The sequence below is a fragment of the Herbaspirillum sp. Her3 genome, from assembly GCF_057961275.1.
The window spans coordinates 4,437,525-4,454,202 of sequence record NZ_CM176328.1; the positions used below are offsets into that span (position 1 = coordinate 4,437,525).

Sequence of the window (16,678 nt, forward strand, 5' to 3'; positions counted from 1 at the left end):
TCGCCGGGGGCCGCGCCCAGCGCCGGTCTCCGCATTGACACCACCACCTCAGGAGAGCTCCATGATGCGGGAAGCCGTCATCGTATCCACTGCGCGTACCCCCTTGACCAAGGCCCATCGCGGCGAATTCAACATCACGCCGGGCCCGACCCTGGCCGCCTTCGCGGTGCGCGCGGCGGTCGAGCGCGCGCGCATCGATCCGGGCCAGATCGAAGATGCCATCCTCGGCTGCGGCTACCCCGAAGGCACGACCGGCCGCAACGTCGCGCGCCAGGCCATCGTGCGCGCGGGGCTGCCCATCAGCATTGCTGGCAGCACCGTCAACCGCTTCTGCGCTTCCGGCCTGCAAGCCATCGCCATGGCGGCCGGCCGCATCGTGGTCGATGGCGCCGATGCGATGATCGCAGGCGGTGTGGAAAGCATCTCGCAACTCCGCAGCCGCAGCACCACCGACAGTGGCGACACCGGCATGGATCCGTGGATCGTCGAGCACAAGCCCGAACTCTACCTGCCCATGATCGAGACGGCCGACATCGTGGCCGCGCGCTATGGCATCTCGCGCGAAGAACAGGACCGTTTCTCCGAAGCCAGCCAGCGCAAGACCGCCGAGGCGCAGGAGGCCGGGCGCTACCGCGACGAAATCATCGCCTGCACCACCACCATGCAAGTCACCGACAAGGCCAGCGGCCAGACCAGCCTGCGCGAAGTGACGGTGGACACCGACAACTGCAACCGTCCCGGCACCACTGTCGAGGCGCTCTCCAGGCTGGCGCCGGTGATGGGTGTGGACAAGTTCATCACCGCCGGCAATTCCTCGCAGCTTTCCGATGGTGCCTCGGCCTGCGTGATGATGGAAGCGCGCGCTGTCGAACGCGCCGGCCTGCCGGTACTGGGCGCCTTCCGTGGACTGGCCGTGGCCGGCTGCGAACCGGATGAAATGGGCATCGGCCCGGTCCTGGCGGTGCCACGCCTGTTGCAGCGCCATGGCCTGCGCGTACAAGACATCGGCCTGTGGGAACTGAACGAAGCCTTTGCCTCGCAAGCCCTGTATTGCCAGCGCCGCCTGGGCATTCCCGATGAACTGCTCAACGTCAACGGTGGTGCCATCGCCATCGGTCATCCCTTCGGCATGACCGGTGCACGGCTGGCCGGACACGTGCTGATCGAAGGCAAGCGGCGCGGAGCACGCTACGCCGTGGTCACCATGTGCATCGCTGGCGGTATGGGCGCGGCCGGCCTGTTTGAAATCTACTGAAACGAACCCGCGCCTCACCGCATCCTCAAGGAGACTGGAATGGATCTGAATTTCACCCCGGCCGAAGAAGCCTTCCGCGACAGCGTGCGCGCCTTCCTGGCCGAGAAGCTGCCTGCGGCCCTGTCCGGGAAGGTCGCCAGCGGCAAGCACCTGCGCCGCGACGAAATGGCGCAGTGGCATGCCATCCTCAACGAGCGCGGCTGGCTGGCCAATCACTGGCCGAAGGAATATGGCGGCACCGGATGGAGCGTGATCGAGCGCTTCATCTTCGAACACGAATGCTGCCTCGCGCATGCCCCGCGCGTGGTCCCCTTCGGCGTGAACATGCTGGGCCCGGTGCTGATCAAGTACGGCAACGAGGCGCAGAAGCGTTACTGGCTGCCGCGCATCCTCAATGGAGAAGACTGGTGGTGCCAGGGCTATTCGGAACCGGGCGCGGGCTCCGACCTGGCCGCCGTGAAGACTCATGCCGTGCGCGACGGCGACCATTACATCGTCAATGGCCAGAAGACCTGGACCACCCTGGGCCACTACGCCAACATGATCTTCTGCCTGGTGCGCACCAACCGCGAGGCCAAGAAGCAGGAAGGCATCAGCTTCCTGCTGATCGACATGAACACGCCGGGTGTCGAGGTACGCCCCATCATCACGCTGGATGGCGAACACGAGGTCAACGAGGTCTTCTTCACCGACGTGCGCGTGCCGGTGCAGAACCTGGTCGGCGAGGAAGACCGTGGCTGGAGCTGCGCCAAGTACCTGCTGACCTATGAGCGCACCAACATCGCCGGCATCGGTTTTTCGGTGGCCGCACTGCAGCGCCTGAAGAAAATCGCCGCCACGCAGCGGTGCAACGGCCGCCCGCTGGCCGAAGACCCCTTGTTTGCCGCCCGCATGGCCCGCGTGGAAATCGACCTGGAGAACATGAAGACCACCAACCTGCGCGTGATCTCGGCCGTGGCCGGGGGCGGCGCGCCCGGTGCGGAAAGCTCCATGCTCAAGATCCGTGGCACCGAAATCCGCCAGGAAATCACGGCGCTCACACGCCGCGCCATGGGCCCGTATGCCCGCCCCTATCAATGGCAGGCACAGGACGAAGCTGATGAGGGACGCGCCCTCGGCCCGGAAGACGCTGCCGGGGCGGCCGCGCATTACTTCAACAATCGCAAGCTGTCGATCTTCGGCGGCTCCAATGAAATCCAGAAGAACATCATCTCCAAGATGATCCTTGGCCTGTGAGGAAACGCCCATGAATTTCGAGCACACCGAAGAACGCCGGATGCTGGCCGACAGCCTGCGCCGCCTCATTACCGAACAGTATGGTTTTGAGGCGCGCAAGCAACTGCTGCAATCATCGCCCGGCATGAGCCGCGACATGTGGAATCAGCTGGCCGAGATGGGCGTAATCGGCGCCCTCTTGCGCGAAGAAGACGGCGGCTACGGTGGTGGCGGTTTCGACATCGCCGTGGTCTTTGAAGAAATCGGCCGCGGCCTGCTGCTGGAGCCGCTGCTGGGCAGCGCCATCCTCGTAGGTGAAGCCATCGCCGTAGCCGGCACACCCGCACAGAAAGCACTGCTGGAGCAGATCATCGCCGGCCAGACGCTGGCCGCGCTGGCCCACGAGGAACCCGACAGCCACTATGAGCACACGCACGTAGCCACCCGCGCCACGCAAGAGGTCGATGGCCGCTGGCGTCTGCAGGGCCACAAGGCTGTCGTGGTGCAGGCAGAATCGGCGGACCTGTTCCTGGTGTCGGCGCGCAGCAGCGGTGGGATCGATGAGGCCGACGGCATCTCGCTCTTCCTGATCCCGGCCAATACGCCCGGCCTGCAACTGCAAGGGAGCGATACCATCGACGGCGGCCGCGTGGCCGACCTGCTCTTGCAGGATGTGGTGCTACCCGCCGATGCCCTGCTGGGACAAGCGGGAACGGCCGATGCCCTGCTCGAACGCATCCTCGGACGTGGCGTGCTGGCCCTGTGCGCCGAAGCACTCGGTGCGATGGAGGTGGCCAAGGAAGCCACGCTGGATTACCTGCGCACACGCAAGCAGTTCGGCCTGCCCATCGGCAGCTTCCAGGCCCTGCAGCATCGCATGGCCGACCTGCTGCTGGAAGTGGAACAGGCGCGCTCGGCCGTCATCAATGCCGCTGCCGCACTGGATGCCGACCGGCTCACGCGCGAACGGGCGCTGTCGGCCGCCAAGTTCAGCATCGGCCGCATCGGCACGCTGGTGGCCGAAGAATCGATCCAGCTGCATGGCGGCATCGGCATGACCTGGGAACTGCCGCTGTCGCACTACGCCAAGCGGCTGGTGATGATCGACCATCAGCTGGGCGACGAAGACCACCACCTGCAACGCTACATCGCGCTGGGCCGCGACGCCGTGGCATGAGTACCGTGCTGGTCGAGCAGCGCGGTGCGGTGCGCGTGCTCGTCAACCATGATCCGGCGACCCGCAACGCGCTCAACGCGGACCTGTATGACGCACTGACCGCCGCACTGGATGCGGCCCAGGCCGATCCACAGGTGGCCGCCATCGTGCTGACCGGCGCCAACGGCTTCTTCTGCTCCGGCGGCGACCTGCGCCTGCTGGCCCAGCGCCGCAGCATGGCGCCCCAGCAGCGGCGTGCGCGGCTGGAAGGTCTGCACGACCTGATCCGCCACATCGGCCGCTGCAGCAAGCCGGTGATCGCCGCCGTGGAAGGCGGTGCGGCCGGCGCCGGACTGTCGCTGGCGCTGGCTTGCGATCTGCTGGTGACCACGCGCCAGGCGCAATTCTCCGTGGCCTACGTCAAGGTCGGGCTCACGCCCGATGGCGGCGTGACCGCTTTCCTCGCGCAATTCCTGTCGCGCCAGATGCTGACCCAGCTGTGCCTGTCGGGCGAGCGTTTCAATGGCGAACGCCTGCATGCCATGGGCGCAGTCAATCAGCTGGCCGAACCGGGACAAGCGCTGGAGGCCGCTGTACAACTGGCCTCCACCCTGGCCGATGGACCAGCCCAGGCCATGGCCCGCATCAAGCATCTGTGCCAGCATGCCTACGGCGCCACGCTGGAAGAACAGCTGGAACTGGAAGCACAGCACATGGTGCTGTCGCAGGGAGAAGACGAAGCCGCCGAAGGCATCCATGCCTTCCTGGAAAAACGGCCCGCCGATTTCCGGCGACTGCGGCTGCAGGCGACCCCGCCAAAAAAATGATCAGTACCAGGAGGCCCCGCACGCGCCCCACAAGAACAAAGCGCGGCACGCATCCTGTCCAACGAGGAGACGACATGACTGAACAGACAGCATCCCTGCCACTGGCTGGCGTACGTGTACTGGACCTCTCGCGCGTATTGGCGGGCCCGTGGTGTGCCATGGTCCTGGGCGACCTGGGTGCCGAAGTGATCAAGGTCGAGCATCCCGAACGCGGCGACGATACGCGCGACTGGGGCACCCGCATCGGTTCGACCGAGACCGCGTATTTCAACAGCGTGAACCGCAACAAGCGCTCCATCAGCGTGGACCTGCAGACCGGGGAAGGTCAGGACATCGTGCGCCAGCTGGCCCGCAAGAGCGACGTGGTGATCCAGAACTTCAAGTTCGGCGGCGTGCACAAGTTCGGTCTCGATTACGAGCGCCTGCGCCGCGACAATCCCGGCCTGGTCTATTGCTCCATCACCGGTTACGACAGCAGCGGCCCGGAAGCCACGCGGCCCGGCTATGACCTGGTGATCCAGGGGGAGTCCGGCCTGATGTCCCTCAATGGCGAGGCCAGCCAGCCGCCCTTGAAACTGGGCGTAGCGGCAGTGGACCTGTTCACCGGCATGTATTGCGCGCAGGCCGTGCTGGCGGCGCTCTACCAGCGCCAGCAGACCGGCCAGGGCCGCCATGTGGAGATGGCGCTGTTCGATTGCGGCGTGATGATCACTTCGTATTACGGACTGGAAGCGCTGATCCTGGGCGACGATCCGCCACGCTATGGCAATGCCCATCCGTCCATCATTCCCTATGGCGTCTTCGATGCCGCCGATGGCCGGCTGGTCATCACCGTGGGCACCAACAGCCAGTACCAGCGCTTCTGCCACAGCGTCATCGAACGGCCTGACCTGGCCGAGGACGCGCGCTTCAAGACCAACGTCAGCCGGGGCCAGCACCGCGACGTGCTGGTCCCGGAAATCAACCGCGAGCTCAAGGCCCGCAAGCGCGCCGACCTGCTGGAGCGGCTGCACAAGGCCGGCATTCCCTGCGGCGAAGTACTCGGCCTGCACGAAGCCCTGACCAGCCCGCGCGCCACCTCCGCCGGTCTGGTCAGCACGCAGCCGCATGCGGAAGTGGGCAGCGTGCAGGTGCTGGCCCCGCCCTATCGTTTCGATGGCCAGCGTCTGCCGGTGCGCAAGGCGCCGCCCGCGCTGGGTGAAGGCACGGAGGAAGTGTTGCAGTCCTTGCTGGGGATGGAAGAAGCGCAGATCGCCGCGCTGCGCGAGCGGGGCGTGCTGTAGAGACGGGAGCGATCACACGCAGGCCACCTTGCTGGCGGCCTGTGCGGGTTCGCTTCAGTTGGAGAAAGCCGCCAGCCCGGTGATGGCGCGCCCCAGGATGAGGGCGTGTACGTCATGCGTGCCCTCGTAGGTATTGACCACTTCCAGGTTCACCAGATGGCGCGCCACGCCGAACTCGTCGGAGATGCCATTGCCGCCCATCATGTCGCGCGCCATGCGGGCGATGTCCAGTGCCTTGCCGCAGCTGTTGCGCTTCATGATCGAGGTCTGCTCGATGCCGGAATATCCCTCGTCCTTCAGCCGCCCCAGGCGCAGGCAGCCTTGCAGGCCCAGCGCGATTTCGGTGAGCATGTCGGCCAGCTTCTTCTGCACCAGCTGGTTGGCCGCCAGCGGCCGGCCGAACTGCTGGCGCTCCATGGTGTAGCGGCGCGCGCGTTCATAACAATCCTCGGCCGCACCCAGCGCGCCCCAGGCGATGCCGAAGCGGGCACTGTTGAGACAGGTGAACGGGCCCTTCAATCCACGCACATCGGGGAAGGCGTTTTCTTCCGGACAGAAGACGTTGTCCATCACGATCTCGCCCGTGACCGATGAACGCAAACCGACCTTGCCATGAATGGCCGGTGCCGAGAGGCCCTTGGCCCCCTTGTCGAGGATGAAGCCACGGATATCGCCTGCTTCATCCTTGGCCCACACCACGAAGACATCGGCCACCGGACTGTTGGTGATCCACATCTTGCTGCCGGTGAGGCTATAGCCGCCCGCCACCTTGCGGGCGCGCGTGATCATGCTGCCGGGGTCGGAGCCGTGGTTGGGTTCGGTCAGGCCGAAGCAGCCGATCCATTCGCCGCTGGCCAGTTTGGGCAGGTATTTCTGCTTTTGCGCTTCGGTGCCGAAGGCGTTGATGGGCGTCATCACCAGCGACGATTGCACGCTCATCATGGAGCGATAACCGGAATCGACTCGCTCGACTTCGCGCGCGATCAGGCCATAGCAGACATAGTTCAGACCGGCACCACCGTACTGCTCATCGATGGTCGCCCCCAAGAGGCCCAGTTCACCCATCTCGCGGAAGATGCTCACATCCATCTGCTCGTGGCGGAAAGCCTCCAGCACGCGCGGCGCCAGGCGGTCCTGGCAATAGGCCTGTGCGGCATCGCGCACCTGGCGTTCGTCGTCGCTCAGTTGCTGCTCCAGCATCAGGGGGTCGGCGTAATCGAAGGAATGTCGTTGCGGCGTTGCGCTCATGGAGGCCTCTTCTCGGGATCAACGGGTACGGCAGAAACCCTGTCCTGCGGACAGCGGCACTGCTGCGGCGATGGGCAAAAATATACGTGCCGGCCCGCCCCGGCGCAAACGAATTGTTTGCATCACCGTGTGCGGTTGATGCACTCCGGTTCCGCCTGTCGAGACAGGCATGGCGCGCCGCTTCAGCCGAGTCCGCTGGGCAGCCGGTACGCCTTGGCCTGCTCTTCCAGCCACTCCTGGAACAGCCGCAGCAAGGGCCGCTCGGAGGTGCGCTCGGGATAGATCAGGTAGTAGGAGTACGGGCTCAGGTAATCATGCTCCACGGCCACCACCAGCAGGCCGCGCCGCAGTTCATCCTCGATCAGGAAGCGCGGGATCAGCGCCACGCCCATGCCCACGATGGCCGCCTGGGTCAGCATGGAAAACAGTTCCAGCTGCGTGCCCACCAGATCGTTCTGCACCTGCATGCCGAAGGAGGCGAACCACTGCCGCCACACGTACGGCCGCGTGCTCTGCTGCAGCAGCGGATAAGCGAGCAGCCCGGTCGGCGTGAGCGTGCGATTGCTGCCGATGAGTTCGGGACTGGCTACTGCCACCATGCTCTCTCGCATCAGGAACACGCCCTCGGTGCCGGGCCAACTGGCTTGTCCGGCGTACAGCGTGGCATCGAGACTGGTCTCTTCGAAGAGGAAGGGCCGGGTGCGTGGGCGCAGGTTGACCGTCACGCCCGGATGCGCCTCCAGGAAGGAGCGCAGGCGCGGCAGCAGCCAGCGGGTGGCGAAGGTGGGCATCACGCCCAGCTCCAGCACATCGCCATGGCCATCGCGCGACATCAGGTGCAGCGCATCGCGCTCGATCTCGTCCAGGCGCTGGCCGACCTGGTGGCTGTAGCTCACGCCGGCCTCGGTCAGGCGCACGCCGCGCTTGGTACGGCGAAACAGCTTCAGGCCCAGGAATTCTTCCAGCGCCGCCACCTGGCGGCAGACCGCACTCTGCGTCACCGCCATTTCCTGCGCCGCCTTGGTAAAACTCTGGTGCCGCGCAGCGGACTCGAACACGGCCATGGCCTGGGTAGAGGGAATCTTTCGGCGCATAGTGCAAAACAGGCTCTGAAGTGAATTTTATGCACATCTTATTACAGCGGCGGCCTCCCCCAAAGTAGCCAGATGAATAATCTTGTCTGACATCGTGACAACAATCGATATCAATTAGCACATTGCCTGCAAGATTAATTTCATTGGCCGGAAATCTTGCCGGTGATTAATATCGAGCCCGATCCAGCCATGCGACCATCGAACAAGCAAGCGCCGGCGGCAGAGGGATGACGCCGGCGACAAGAGAGACAGGATGGGCAGGAAGCCAAGGCTTCGTGACGGCATGACCGCATGACATCACCAGCACTTCATTGCTCCCGCGACCGCGCCCCCGGGTGGTTGCCTCTCTTGACGCCCGCACGCCAAACGGGCGGCCTCGCCAGACAGGTCTCGACCGCATCGACCGGATCCGACACTGAAAACGATATAAATCGAATGCGAGGAAGACATGATCTGGTTCTACAACCTCAACATCGCCAAAAAGCTGGCGCTGTCCTTTGCGGTAGTGATTGCACTGACCCTGTTGCAGGGGCTGTTCGCCATCAAGGAACTCAAGCAGGTCAACAGTGCCTCCGGCGAGATCGTCAACAAGTGGATGCCGACCATGGATGCCGCGCGCGAGCTGCAGGGTTCGCTGCCGCCGCTGCGCCTGACCGAATTGCAACTGGTCACGGCCGTGACACCCCAGGAGCGCACCGCCGCCAACCAGGCCATCAAGGCGCGCCTGGATGCACTGGCCAAGCAGCGCGCGGTGTTTGAAGAGCGCATGTCCGAGCCAGAGGAAAAGGAACAATACGCCCAGTTCGGCAAGAACCTGGCGGCCTATCTGAAGGTGGATGAACAACTGGCCGAGATGGCGGCCAACCAGCAGTATGACGAGACGCGCGCCCTCTTCAATGGAGAATCGGCCAAGCTCTACAACGCCATGGTGGGCAATCTCAACGCCATCGTGAAGCTCAATGCCAGCGGCAGTGCGCGCGCCGATGAAGACGCCTCGGGCGTGTTCCGTGGCGCACAGCGCTGGATCGTGGGCCTGCTGGCGGCCACCGTGATCATCGGTTCGCTGCTGGCCTTCGTGGTGGCGGCCAATGTGGCGCGGCCGCTCAAGGAAGCCGTGGAGATTGCCCAGCGCGTGGCGCGCGGCGATCTTACCCTGCGCATCCGCCCGGCCGGGCGCGACGAAACCGGACGCCTGATGGAAGCCCTGCGCGCCATGAACGAGAGCCTGCGCGACATCGTGAGCGAAGTACGCCAGGGCACCGACACCATCGCCACGGCTTCCAACGAAATTGCGCGCGGCAATCTGGATTTGTCCAACCGCACCGAACAGCAGGCCGGCTCGCTGGAAGAAACCGCCTCGGCCATGGAGCAGCTCACTTCCACCGTCACCCAGAACGCCGACAATGCGCGCCAGGCCAACCAGCTGGCGGCCACCGCCTCCAACATCGCCAGCCAGGGTGGCGAGGTGGTCAGCCAGGTGGTACGGACCATGGAAGGCATCACCGAAAGTTCGCGCCGCATTGCCGACATCATCAGCGTGATCGACGGCATTGCCTTCCAGACCAACATCCTGGCGCTCAATGCGGCTGTGGAAGCAGCCCGCGCGGGCGAGCAGGGGCGCGGCTTTGCGGTGGTCGCTTCCGAGGTACGTTCACTGGCCCAGCGCTCGGCGGGCGCGGCCAAGGAGATCAAGGAACTGATCGATGACTCGGTGCAGAAGGTCAGCGCCGGCAGCGAGCTGGTGGAACGTGCCGGCAGCACGATGAATGAAGTGGTCGCCAGCGTGCGCCGCGTGACCGACGTGGTGGCCGAGATCAGTGCAGCCACGCAGGAGCAGAGTGGCGGCATCAATGAAGTCAACCTGGCCATCACGCAGATGGATGAGACTACGCAGCAGAATGCTGCGTTGGTGGAGCAGGCGGCGGCGGCGGCGGATTCGTTGAAGGGGCAGGCGGGGAATTTGGCGGCGGTGGTGGGGAAGTTTAAGTTGGATTGAGAGGATGGTTTAGAGTGACAGGGTTCGGTGGAGCCTTATCATGTTCGCCGACTGCTGCGCCAGAGCGGTGCCACTCCGAGATCGACTTCGAGCATCGCAACTGCGACGAAATTACTAGGGCCTGTTCACATTAAATCTGCGAGAAATTTAATGTGAACAGGCCCTAGAACTCATTTCATAAACAGACGTGAGATGCGTTCTATGCAGATCAAATCTCACGGACCTATTTAACCTGTCCATTCGTGACCGCGTCGTGATCCTATTTCAGTGACTGCGGCCCTTGGCAAGGGCGTGCAGTTTCTTGGGCCTGCTTCTTCAACCAAGTACAGAGCTGCATGATGCGTTCTTCACGACGATTTTGATATTTTGCGACATATTGATAGCCGCTCTCTTCAAATCCGAACGGCGCGAGCAGTCGGCCGCTACGAACCTCTTCAATAATGAGATGCCATGGGGCGACGCAAATTCCAAGGCCCGCAATTGCAGCTTCCAAAGTGAAATAGTAATGATCAAAATGGGGACCAACCGCCGCTGGAGTCTTTTCGCCCACGGCACTACCCCACATTTCCCAAGCATCCATACGCGTTTTGGTGTGAAGCATAACTGCGCGTCGAATATCTGCGGGCACGCGCAACTTCAGTCTGCTCGCAAGAGACGGAGCCAGAACTACACCGAGCCATTCCGGAAACAGCTCAATCACGTTATCGTGTCCTGTCATTCCTTGCGTGTCGACGGTAACAATAAGATCGTAGCGCTCGCGGTCAATATCCCCTTGGTGACCAGAGCTACTTGTACTCATCCGTATCTCGGTACCAGGATGCATACGATTGAAATCATGCAACCGGGGAATCAGCCATTTGGCCGTGAATGTGCTGAAGCAGCAGACGTCGAGCACGCCATCATCATGGCCGATCACGGATGCTACCGCCGAATCAAGCTGATCAAATGCTGCCGTCAATCTAGGGAGCAACGCCTTCGCCTCGGACGTAAGTTGCGGATTGGCTTTGGATCCCTCAAACAACGGCAAGCCTAGTTTGATCTCCAATTGTCGTACTTGGCGACTGACCGCTCCTGGCGATACCGAAAGTTCAACTGCCGCAGCATTCATGCGGCCCAGTCGAGCAGCGGCTTCAAAAGCGCGTAAGGCATTGAGTGGAAGAGAACGGCGCGTCATGAGGTGAGTTTACTGCACATAGCAGATCCCAAAAAATCGTTTAGAAAAGCAACGCGATTTTGTCAGAATCTCGCCCAGGTAAAGGAAGGTCGGCAAAACGCTGATATCCAGATTCTTTCCGCACTATCGACTCCTAAAACACTTTATTGAAAGAGAATCATATGCCATTTGTTCGCACAAGCGTGCATTCTGATACGACGCCGGCTACGCGCCAAGCCATCGTCGACGGCATTCATCAGGCTTTGGTGGAAAGCATCGGCATGCCGCAGGATGAACTATTCAATCTGATGGCTGACTTTGATAATCAGCAATTCTGGTACAGCCGCACATTTAATGGTATTGAGCGCTCGGCGCACCTGGTCGTTATTGAGATTACGCTCCGACGGGGCCGTAGCGATGCCATGAAACGGGCGCTATATGCAGCTATTGCGCGCAACTTGGAAGAATTCGCGAAAATTTCTCCTCGGGACATTTTCATTTTCATGCATGAGAATGACTATTCCGACTGGTCTGTTGGTGAGGGAAGATTTGCAATGGCCCTGGTACAACAGCCTGGCCAGGATATCTCGGCCTCGTAAAGCGGCACATCAGAGGTGCCGCCTCGACAAGGGTGCTTTGGCGGCGTCGGCTCTTATGTCATCACTGTACTTTTTCTGAGAACAGGTCGGCGCCAAGCATTTTTTAAAGTGATTTTAAAAATTAGAAAGTCTGATTTCCGTAGAGAACAGAACAAGAGAAAGTGCGATTTCCTTATTTTTTAAATGATCGCAACGGACGCGCCAGATTAAGTTTTGGCGGCCGAAAAATTTCTTATGAAAAATACCTTCTGCTCTTAAGCGACGGTGCCGCTCCGCTGCAAGCCGGATTGAGAAGAGTATTCCGAGAATGGGCTGCGCAGCGTGCCGAGAATGCGAAGTGGCCCCCTCCCGGAGTGCCACCCGCCTCGCTTCAGAGTTCCTCGTGAGAGAGCAGCAGCTTGATGCCCAGGGCCATCATCACGCCACCCGCAACACGGTCGAACCAGTGCTTTCCGTGAAGATACCAGCTGCGCGGGCGCGGTGAAGAGAGAACCAGCGCGACAAGTGCATACCAGGACGATTCAATCAGGAAGACCAGCGACGCGATGAACGCCTTGAGCAGCAGCGAACTCTCGGACGGAAGAAAGGCGGCAAAAACGCTGGCATAGACGATGGCCGTTTTCGGATTGCTGAGCTGCGTAACCAGCCCCAGCAACAAGAATCGCCGGGAAGCAGGCAGTGGACTGTCGCGCAGCTGGATCTCGGCCACCAGGGGAGTGCGCGCACCGCGCCAGATGCGCACGCCCAGGTAGGCCAGGTAAAGACCGCCGCCAAGCTTGAGCAGCAGATAGAGCGAGGGGACCGCCAGCAAGAGGGCATGCAAGCCCAGTAGCGACGCGCTGGCGAAGATCAATCCTCCCATGCCCATGCCCAGCGCCGCCAGCAAGCCATTGAATCGTCCACTGCTTGCCGATGTCCGCGCCACCATCACAAAGCTGGGCCCGGGGCTGACAGCCCCGGCGGCAAGCGCGGTGGCAATTCCGATCACTTCTGCTAGATGTTGCATGGCTTGGCTCCTTGTGACCGTGACGGCGCACGCGCCCCGGCCGGATGAAAGAAATATTCTGAATCCGCTGGGGCATGCCGATCACCGCCCCGTTTCCCCACACGCCGACAACTTCGCGGACCCTGAAAGAGCCCGGCTACTGCAATCCCTTGCCCGGGAGTTGCCCCGATACAGGCGGCGCTCCTGATTGCCTCCCCTGAGGACGTAGCCAACTTCGCTGGCGCCTATCCCCAGGTCATTGAGTTCGCGGGCATCCATGCCCTTCATTTCAAGCGCCGCGCCTTCACGGGAAGCATGATAGTCCCCGAGCACGCGGGCAAGGACCTGCCTGAACATATTCCACATGAGCTTCTCCTGATGAATGTCGCCATCATCGGACAAGCAAAGACATTGGTAAAATTGAGTTTAGTGAAGCCATTTATCAGGAAAGCTGATGAGAGAACTCAGTCTGGACCAGTTGCGCACCCTGGTGACGATCGTCGACCTGGGCACTTTCTCGGCCGCAGCCAACGCGCTGCACCTGGCCCAGCCGACCATCAGCCTGCATATCAGCGATCTCGAATCACGTCTTGGCGGCGCCCTGCTCATGCGCGGCAGCCGCCGTGTGCAGGCCACGGCGCTGGGCGCGCTGGTGATCGACCGGGCCAGACGCCTGTTGCGCGACACCGACGACATGCTGGAAGCCGCGCGCAAACACGTGGAAGGCAAGGTCGGCCGCGTGCGGCTGGGCACCTCCACGGGGGTGGTGGTCAACCTGCTGCCACGCGTATTGCGCCAGCTGGAAAGCAGCTTTCCGGGCATCGACGTGGAGGTCAACATCCTTGGCTCCAACGAAACCATGGCCCGGCTGCAGGAAGGCACGCTCGACATCGGCCTGGTGTCCACACCCATCCAGAAATCCAAGGACATCCACATCACCCACTGGCGCAGCGACCGGATGATGGCCTTCCTGCCGGCCTCCTGGAAATCCCCCGCGTCGGTCAAGCCAGCCTGGCTGGTGGACAAGCCCATGATCTTCAACGATGCGACCACGCAGATGTACCGGCTCACCATGGCCTGGTTTGCTGCCGCCGGCGAAAACCCGCGCGCACGGATCGAACTCAACTTCAACGAGGCCATGAAAAGCCTGGTCTCGGCCGGCTACGGGGCGGCCATCCTGCCGCTGGAGCAGCCGCTGGCGGCAGAGCTTGAGCGGCACAAGGGCGTGCGCATCGTTCCACTCTCGCCGGTACTGAAGCGCCACGTCGGCGTGGCCCATCGCGCCTTGCCCGGCCTGGACAAGGCCACCATCAACGTGCTGGAGACCATCCGGCAGTTCAACCAGACCTGAAATGCCCAGGCCTCCCGAAAAACATGCATTAAACGCAGCTTAATGCTCAATTCACCGAGCATTAAGCACCGTTTGCCGGCGATCTCCTATAGTCCAACCTTCGCACAGCACAATCTTCAGGAGTCCACCATGAGTCTGGCGTCACTGCCCACACCCGCCGCCTTGATCGATATCTCCCGCATGGAGCACAACATCGCCCGCATGCAGCAACGCATGGATGCGCTGGGCGTGCGTTTCCGTCCGCACGTCAAGACCACCAAGTGCCGGCAGGTAGTACAGGCGCAGCTGCAGGCGGGCGCACGCGGCATCACCGTCTCCACCCTGAAGGAGGCCGAACAGTTCTTTGCTGCAGGCATCCGCGATATCGTCTACGCCGTGGGCATGGCCCCGACCAAACTGGGCCAGGCGCTGGCGCTGCGCCGCCAGGGTTGCGATCTGAAGATCGTGGCCGACAGCGTGGCCTGCGCCGAGGCCATCGTGGCCTTCGGTCAGGCCAACAATGAATGCTTCGAAGTCTGGATCGAGATCGACGTGGATGGCCACCGCTCCGGCATCGCCCCGGAGGACGCCAGCCTGCTGGCCGTCGGCACCGCGCTGCATGAAGGCGGCATGCGCCTGGGCGGGGTGCTGGCCCATGCCGGCTCCAGCTACGACTACGACAACGACGCCGCCCTGGTCCGCGTGGCCGAGCAGGAGCGCGCCGGCTGCGTGCAGGCCGCCGAGCGCCTGCGGGCAGCGGGCTTGCCGTGCGAAGTGGTCAGCATCGGCTCCACCCCCACCGCCCTGCGCGCCGAACACTTGCGCGGCGTGACCGAGGTGCGTGCCGGCGTCTATGCCATGTTCGACCTGGTGATGCACAACGTGGGCGTCAATACGCTCGATGAAATCGCGCTGAGCGTACTGACCACCGTGATCGGCCACCAGTCCGAAAAGGGCTGGGCCATCGTCGATGCCGGATGGATGGCCATGAGCCGCGACCGTGGCACGCAAGGGCGCAAGCTCGATTTCGGCTATGGCCAGGTCTGTACCGAAGATGGCAAGGTGCTGCAGCGCTACCTGATGAGCGGCGCCAATCAGGAACACGGCATCCTGTCACGCCAGGGTGAGCCCGATACCCGGATCGCAGAGCACCTGCCCATCGGCACGCGCCTGCGCATCCTGCCCAACCACGCCTGTGCCACCGGTGCGCAGTACCAGGAATATCACGCCATCGCCGCCGATGGCAGCGTGGCGACCTGGCCGCGCTTCAACGGCTGGTAATGGATCAACGGGATCAACGGGATCAGCGGGTTCAGCGCTCTGGTCCGCTGGTGAAATACGACTGCGCCAGCGCCACCCAGTAGCGCACGCCTTCTTCGATGATGTCGTCGTTGAAGTCGTAGTGCGGGTGGTGCAGCGAGTGCGAGGCCCGGTCTGGCGGTGCATTGCCGATCAGGATGTAGGTGCCGGGCCGCTCTTCGAGCATGAAGCCGAAGTCTTCGGAGGTCATGTTGGCCGGGATGCCGGTGCGGATGCGTGCATCGCCAAAGGTCTGGCGGATGACGCGTTCGCAGAAACCGGTCTCGGCCGGCGTGTTGATGGTGGCCGGGTAATACTGGAAGAACTCCACCTCGACCTGCGCGCCATAGGCTTCGGCCAGGGCGTGGCACATGCGGCCGATGTCGTCCTGCAACTTCTGCTGCAAGCCCGAAGACAGCGTGCGGATGGTGCCGCGCAGTTCGGCCCGGTCGGGAATCACGTTGTCGGTATCGCCCGCATGGAACATGCAAACCGAAATCACGGCCGGGTCCACCGGGTCCTTGTGGCGGGCGGCAATGGTCTGGCATTGCAAGACCATGGAACAGGCCAGCGGGATCGGGTCCAGCCCCAGGTGAGGCTGGGCCGCATGGGCGCCCTTGCCGGTGATGGTGATCTTCAGGCGCGAGCCCGCCGCCATGATCGGTCCGGTACGCAGGCCGAACTGCCCGGCCGGCAAGCCCGGCCAGTTGTGCATGCCGAACACGGCCTCGGTGGGAAACCGTTCGAAGAGCCCATCGTCGATCATCTTGCGCGCTCCCGCCCCGCCCTCTTCCCCCGGTTGGAACACGAAGTGCACGCTGCCCGGCAGCGCCGGTCCCTGCTTGAGCACGCGCGCCGCGCCCAGCAGCATGACGGTGTGGCCGTCATGACCGCAGGCGTGCATGACGCCATGGCTGCAGGAGGCATGGGCGAAGTCGTTGGCCTCGACGATGGGCAAGGCATCCAGATCGGCACGCAGCACGATGCCGCGCTGCGGGTCGGTGCCGGGCAGGCTGGCCACCACGCCGGTGCCACCCAGGCCGCGTGTGACGGTATAACCCAGGGATTGCAGTTCCCGCACCACCACGTCGGCGGTGCGGTGTTCCTCGAAGCGAAGTTCGGGATGCGCGTGCAGGTCGCGGCGCAGGCCGGCCCAGTGGGCGCGGTGCTGGTGCAGGCTGTCGTGCTGATGTTCAGTGTGTTCCATGATGCTCAATGAGGGTTGCAAGCGCTGCGCG

Annotated in this window: 14 protein-coding genes; 9 read left to right on the forward strand and 5 right to left on the reverse strand. The window is 62.9% G+C overall.

The window, feature by feature from the left end; genetic code table 11:
- The first annotated feature begins 64 nt into the window (after positions 1-64).
- From ACVC5H_RS20300 to ACVC5H_RS20320, 5 genes are all read left to right on the forward strand, one after another.
- The gene (locus ACVC5H_RS20300; RefSeq protein WP_489622737.1) at positions 65-1,255 is read left to right on the forward strand and encodes an acetyl-CoA C-acyltransferase; all 1,191 of its coding nucleotides are present in this window, start codon (positions 65-67) and stop codon (positions 1,253-1,255) included.
- A 39-nt stretch (positions 1,256-1,294) separates the two neighbouring features.
- Positions 1,295-2,491: an acyl-CoA dehydrogenase family protein gene (locus ACVC5H_RS20305; protein ID WP_489619537.1), complete on the forward strand. Its 1,197-nt coding sequence runs from the start codon at positions 1,295-1,297 to the stop codon at positions 2,489-2,491.
- A 10-nt stretch (positions 2,492-2,501) separates the two neighbouring features.
- Positions 2,502-3,647 carry an acyl-CoA dehydrogenase family protein gene (locus ACVC5H_RS20310; protein ID WP_489619538.1) on the forward strand — a complete coding sequence of 382 codons (1,146 nt, stop codon included), beginning with the start codon at positions 2,502-2,504 and terminating at the stop codon, positions 3,645-3,647.
- The gene (locus tag ACVC5H_RS20315) at positions 3,644-4,453 is read left to right on the forward strand and encodes an oxepin-CoA hydrolase, alternative type (RefSeq protein WP_489619539.1); all 810 of its coding nucleotides are present in this window, start codon (positions 3,644-3,646) and stop codon (positions 4,451-4,453) included. The genes ACVC5H_RS20310 and ACVC5H_RS20315 overlap by 4 nt, the downstream gene beginning before the upstream one ends.
- A gap of 74 nt (positions 4,454-4,527) precedes the next feature.
- A complete protein-coding gene (locus ACVC5H_RS20320) occupies positions 4,528-5,736 on the forward strand; it encodes a CaiB/BaiF CoA transferase family protein (RefSeq protein ID WP_489619540.1) in 1,209 nt (402 codons plus the stop codon).
- A gap of 54 nt (positions 5,737-5,790) precedes the next feature.
- On the opposite strand, the gene ACVC5H_RS20325 is transcribed toward ACVC5H_RS20320, so the two are convergent.
- Positions 5,791-6,984, reverse strand: a complete 1,194-nt coding sequence (locus tag ACVC5H_RS20325) for an acyl-CoA dehydrogenase (protein WP_489619541.1) — start codon at positions 6,982-6,984, stop codon at positions 5,791-5,793.
- 182 nt (positions 6,985-7,166) lie between these two features.
- Positions 7,167-8,078 carry a LysR family transcriptional regulator gene (locus ACVC5H_RS20330; RefSeq protein WP_489619542.1) on the reverse strand — a complete coding sequence of 304 codons (912 nt, stop codon included), beginning with the start codon at positions 8,076-8,078 and terminating at the stop codon, positions 7,167-7,169.
- A 448-nt stretch (positions 8,079-8,526) separates the two neighbouring features.
- Here ACVC5H_RS20330 and ACVC5H_RS20335 point away from each other — a divergent pair, with 448 nt between their 5' ends.
- Entirely contained in the window at positions 8,527-10,074 is a 1,548-nt protein-coding gene (locus ACVC5H_RS20335) for a methyl-accepting chemotaxis protein (protein WP_489619543.1), read from the forward strand.
- Between the two features lie 259 nt (positions 10,075-10,333).
- Here ACVC5H_RS20335 and ACVC5H_RS20340 read toward each other — a convergent pair whose 3' ends face one another.
- Complete coding sequence (locus tag ACVC5H_RS20340) at positions 10,334-11,248, reverse strand: LysR substrate-binding domain-containing protein (protein WP_489619544.1); 915 nt, start codon at positions 11,246-11,248, stop codon at positions 10,334-10,336.
- Between the two features lie 161 nt (positions 11,249-11,409).
- Here ACVC5H_RS20340 and ACVC5H_RS20345 point away from each other — a divergent pair, with 161 nt between their 5' ends.
- Entirely contained in the window at positions 11,410-11,826 is a 417-nt protein-coding gene (locus tag ACVC5H_RS20345) for a tautomerase family protein (RefSeq protein WP_489619545.1), read from the forward strand.
- 370 nt (positions 11,827-12,196) lie between these two features.
- On the opposite strand, the gene ACVC5H_RS20350 is transcribed toward ACVC5H_RS20345, so the two are convergent.
- A complete protein-coding gene (locus ACVC5H_RS20350) occupies positions 12,197-12,832 on the reverse strand; it encodes a LysE family translocator (protein ID WP_489619546.1) in 636 nt (211 codons plus the stop codon).
- Positions 12,833-13,265: 433 nt separating this feature from the next.
- On the opposite strand from ACVC5H_RS20350, the gene ACVC5H_RS20355 reads away from it, so the two are divergent.
- The gene (locus tag ACVC5H_RS20355; protein ID WP_489619547.1) at positions 13,266-14,162 is read left to right on the forward strand and encodes a LysR family transcriptional regulator; all 897 of its coding nucleotides are present in this window, start codon (positions 13,266-13,268) and stop codon (positions 14,160-14,162) included.
- 129 nt (positions 14,163-14,291) lie between these two features.
- A complete protein-coding gene (locus tag ACVC5H_RS20360; protein ID WP_489619548.1) occupies positions 14,292-15,422 on the forward strand; it encodes a DSD1 family PLP-dependent enzyme in 1,131 nt (376 codons plus the stop codon).
- Positions 15,423-15,453: 31 nt separating this feature from the next.
- Here the strand turns inward: ACVC5H_RS20360 and ACVC5H_RS20365 are convergent, their stop codons facing one another.
- Positions 15,454-16,647, reverse strand: a complete 1,194-nt coding sequence (locus tag ACVC5H_RS20365) for a M20 aminoacylase family protein (protein WP_489619549.1) — start codon at positions 16,645-16,647, stop codon at positions 15,454-15,456.
- Positions 16,648-16,678 lie beyond the last annotated feature (31 nt).

Excerpts from the sequence above, each read along its gene's own strand:
- ACVC5H_RS20300 (WP_489622737.1), top strand. The coding sequence starts at position 65 with ATGCGGGAAGCCGTCATCGTATCCACTGCGCGTACCCCCTTGACCAAG.
- ACVC5H_RS20305 (WP_489619537.1), top strand. The coding sequence starts at position 1,295 with ATGGATCTGAATTTCACCCCGGCCGAAGAAGCCTTCCGCGACAGCGTG.
- ACVC5H_RS20310 (WP_489619538.1), top strand. The coding sequence starts at position 2,502 with ATGAATTTCGAGCACACCGAAGAACGCCGGATGCTGGCCGACAGCCTG.
- ACVC5H_RS20315 (WP_489619539.1), top strand. The coding sequence starts at position 3,644 with ATGAGTACCGTGCTGGTCGAGCAGCGCGGTGCGGTGCGCGTGCTCGTC.
- ACVC5H_RS20320 (WP_489619540.1), top strand. The coding sequence starts at position 4,528 with ATGACTGAACAGACAGCATCCCTGCCACTGGCTGGCGTACGTGTACTG.
- ACVC5H_RS20325 (WP_489619541.1), bottom strand. The coding sequence starts at position 6,984 with ATGAGCGCAACGCCGCAACGACATTCCTTCGATTACGCCGACCCCCTG.
- ACVC5H_RS20330 (WP_489619542.1), bottom strand. The coding sequence starts at position 8,078 with ATGCGCCGAAAGATTCCCTCTACCCAGGCCATGGCCGTGTTCGAGTCC.
- ACVC5H_RS20335 (WP_489619543.1), top strand. The coding sequence starts at position 8,527 with ATGATCTGGTTCTACAACCTCAACATCGCCAAAAAGCTGGCGCTGTCC.
- ACVC5H_RS20340 (WP_489619544.1), bottom strand. The coding sequence starts at position 11,248 with ATGACGCGCCGTTCTCTTCCACTCAATGCCTTACGCGCTTTTGAAGCC.
- ACVC5H_RS20345 (WP_489619545.1), top strand. The coding sequence starts at position 11,410 with ATGCCATTTGTTCGCACAAGCGTGCATTCTGATACGACGCCGGCTACG.
- ACVC5H_RS20350 (WP_489619546.1), bottom strand. The coding sequence starts at position 12,832 with ATGCAACATCTAGCAGAAGTGATCGGAATTGCCACCGCGCTTGCCGCC.
- ACVC5H_RS20355 (WP_489619547.1), top strand. The coding sequence starts at position 13,266 with ATGAGAGAACTCAGTCTGGACCAGTTGCGCACCCTGGTGACGATCGTC.
- ACVC5H_RS20360 (WP_489619548.1), top strand. The coding sequence starts at position 14,292 with ATGAGTCTGGCGTCACTGCCCACACCCGCCGCCTTGATCGATATCTCC.
- ACVC5H_RS20365 (WP_489619549.1), bottom strand. The coding sequence starts at position 16,647 with ATGGAACACACTGAACATCAGCACGACAGCCTGCACCAGCACCGCGCC.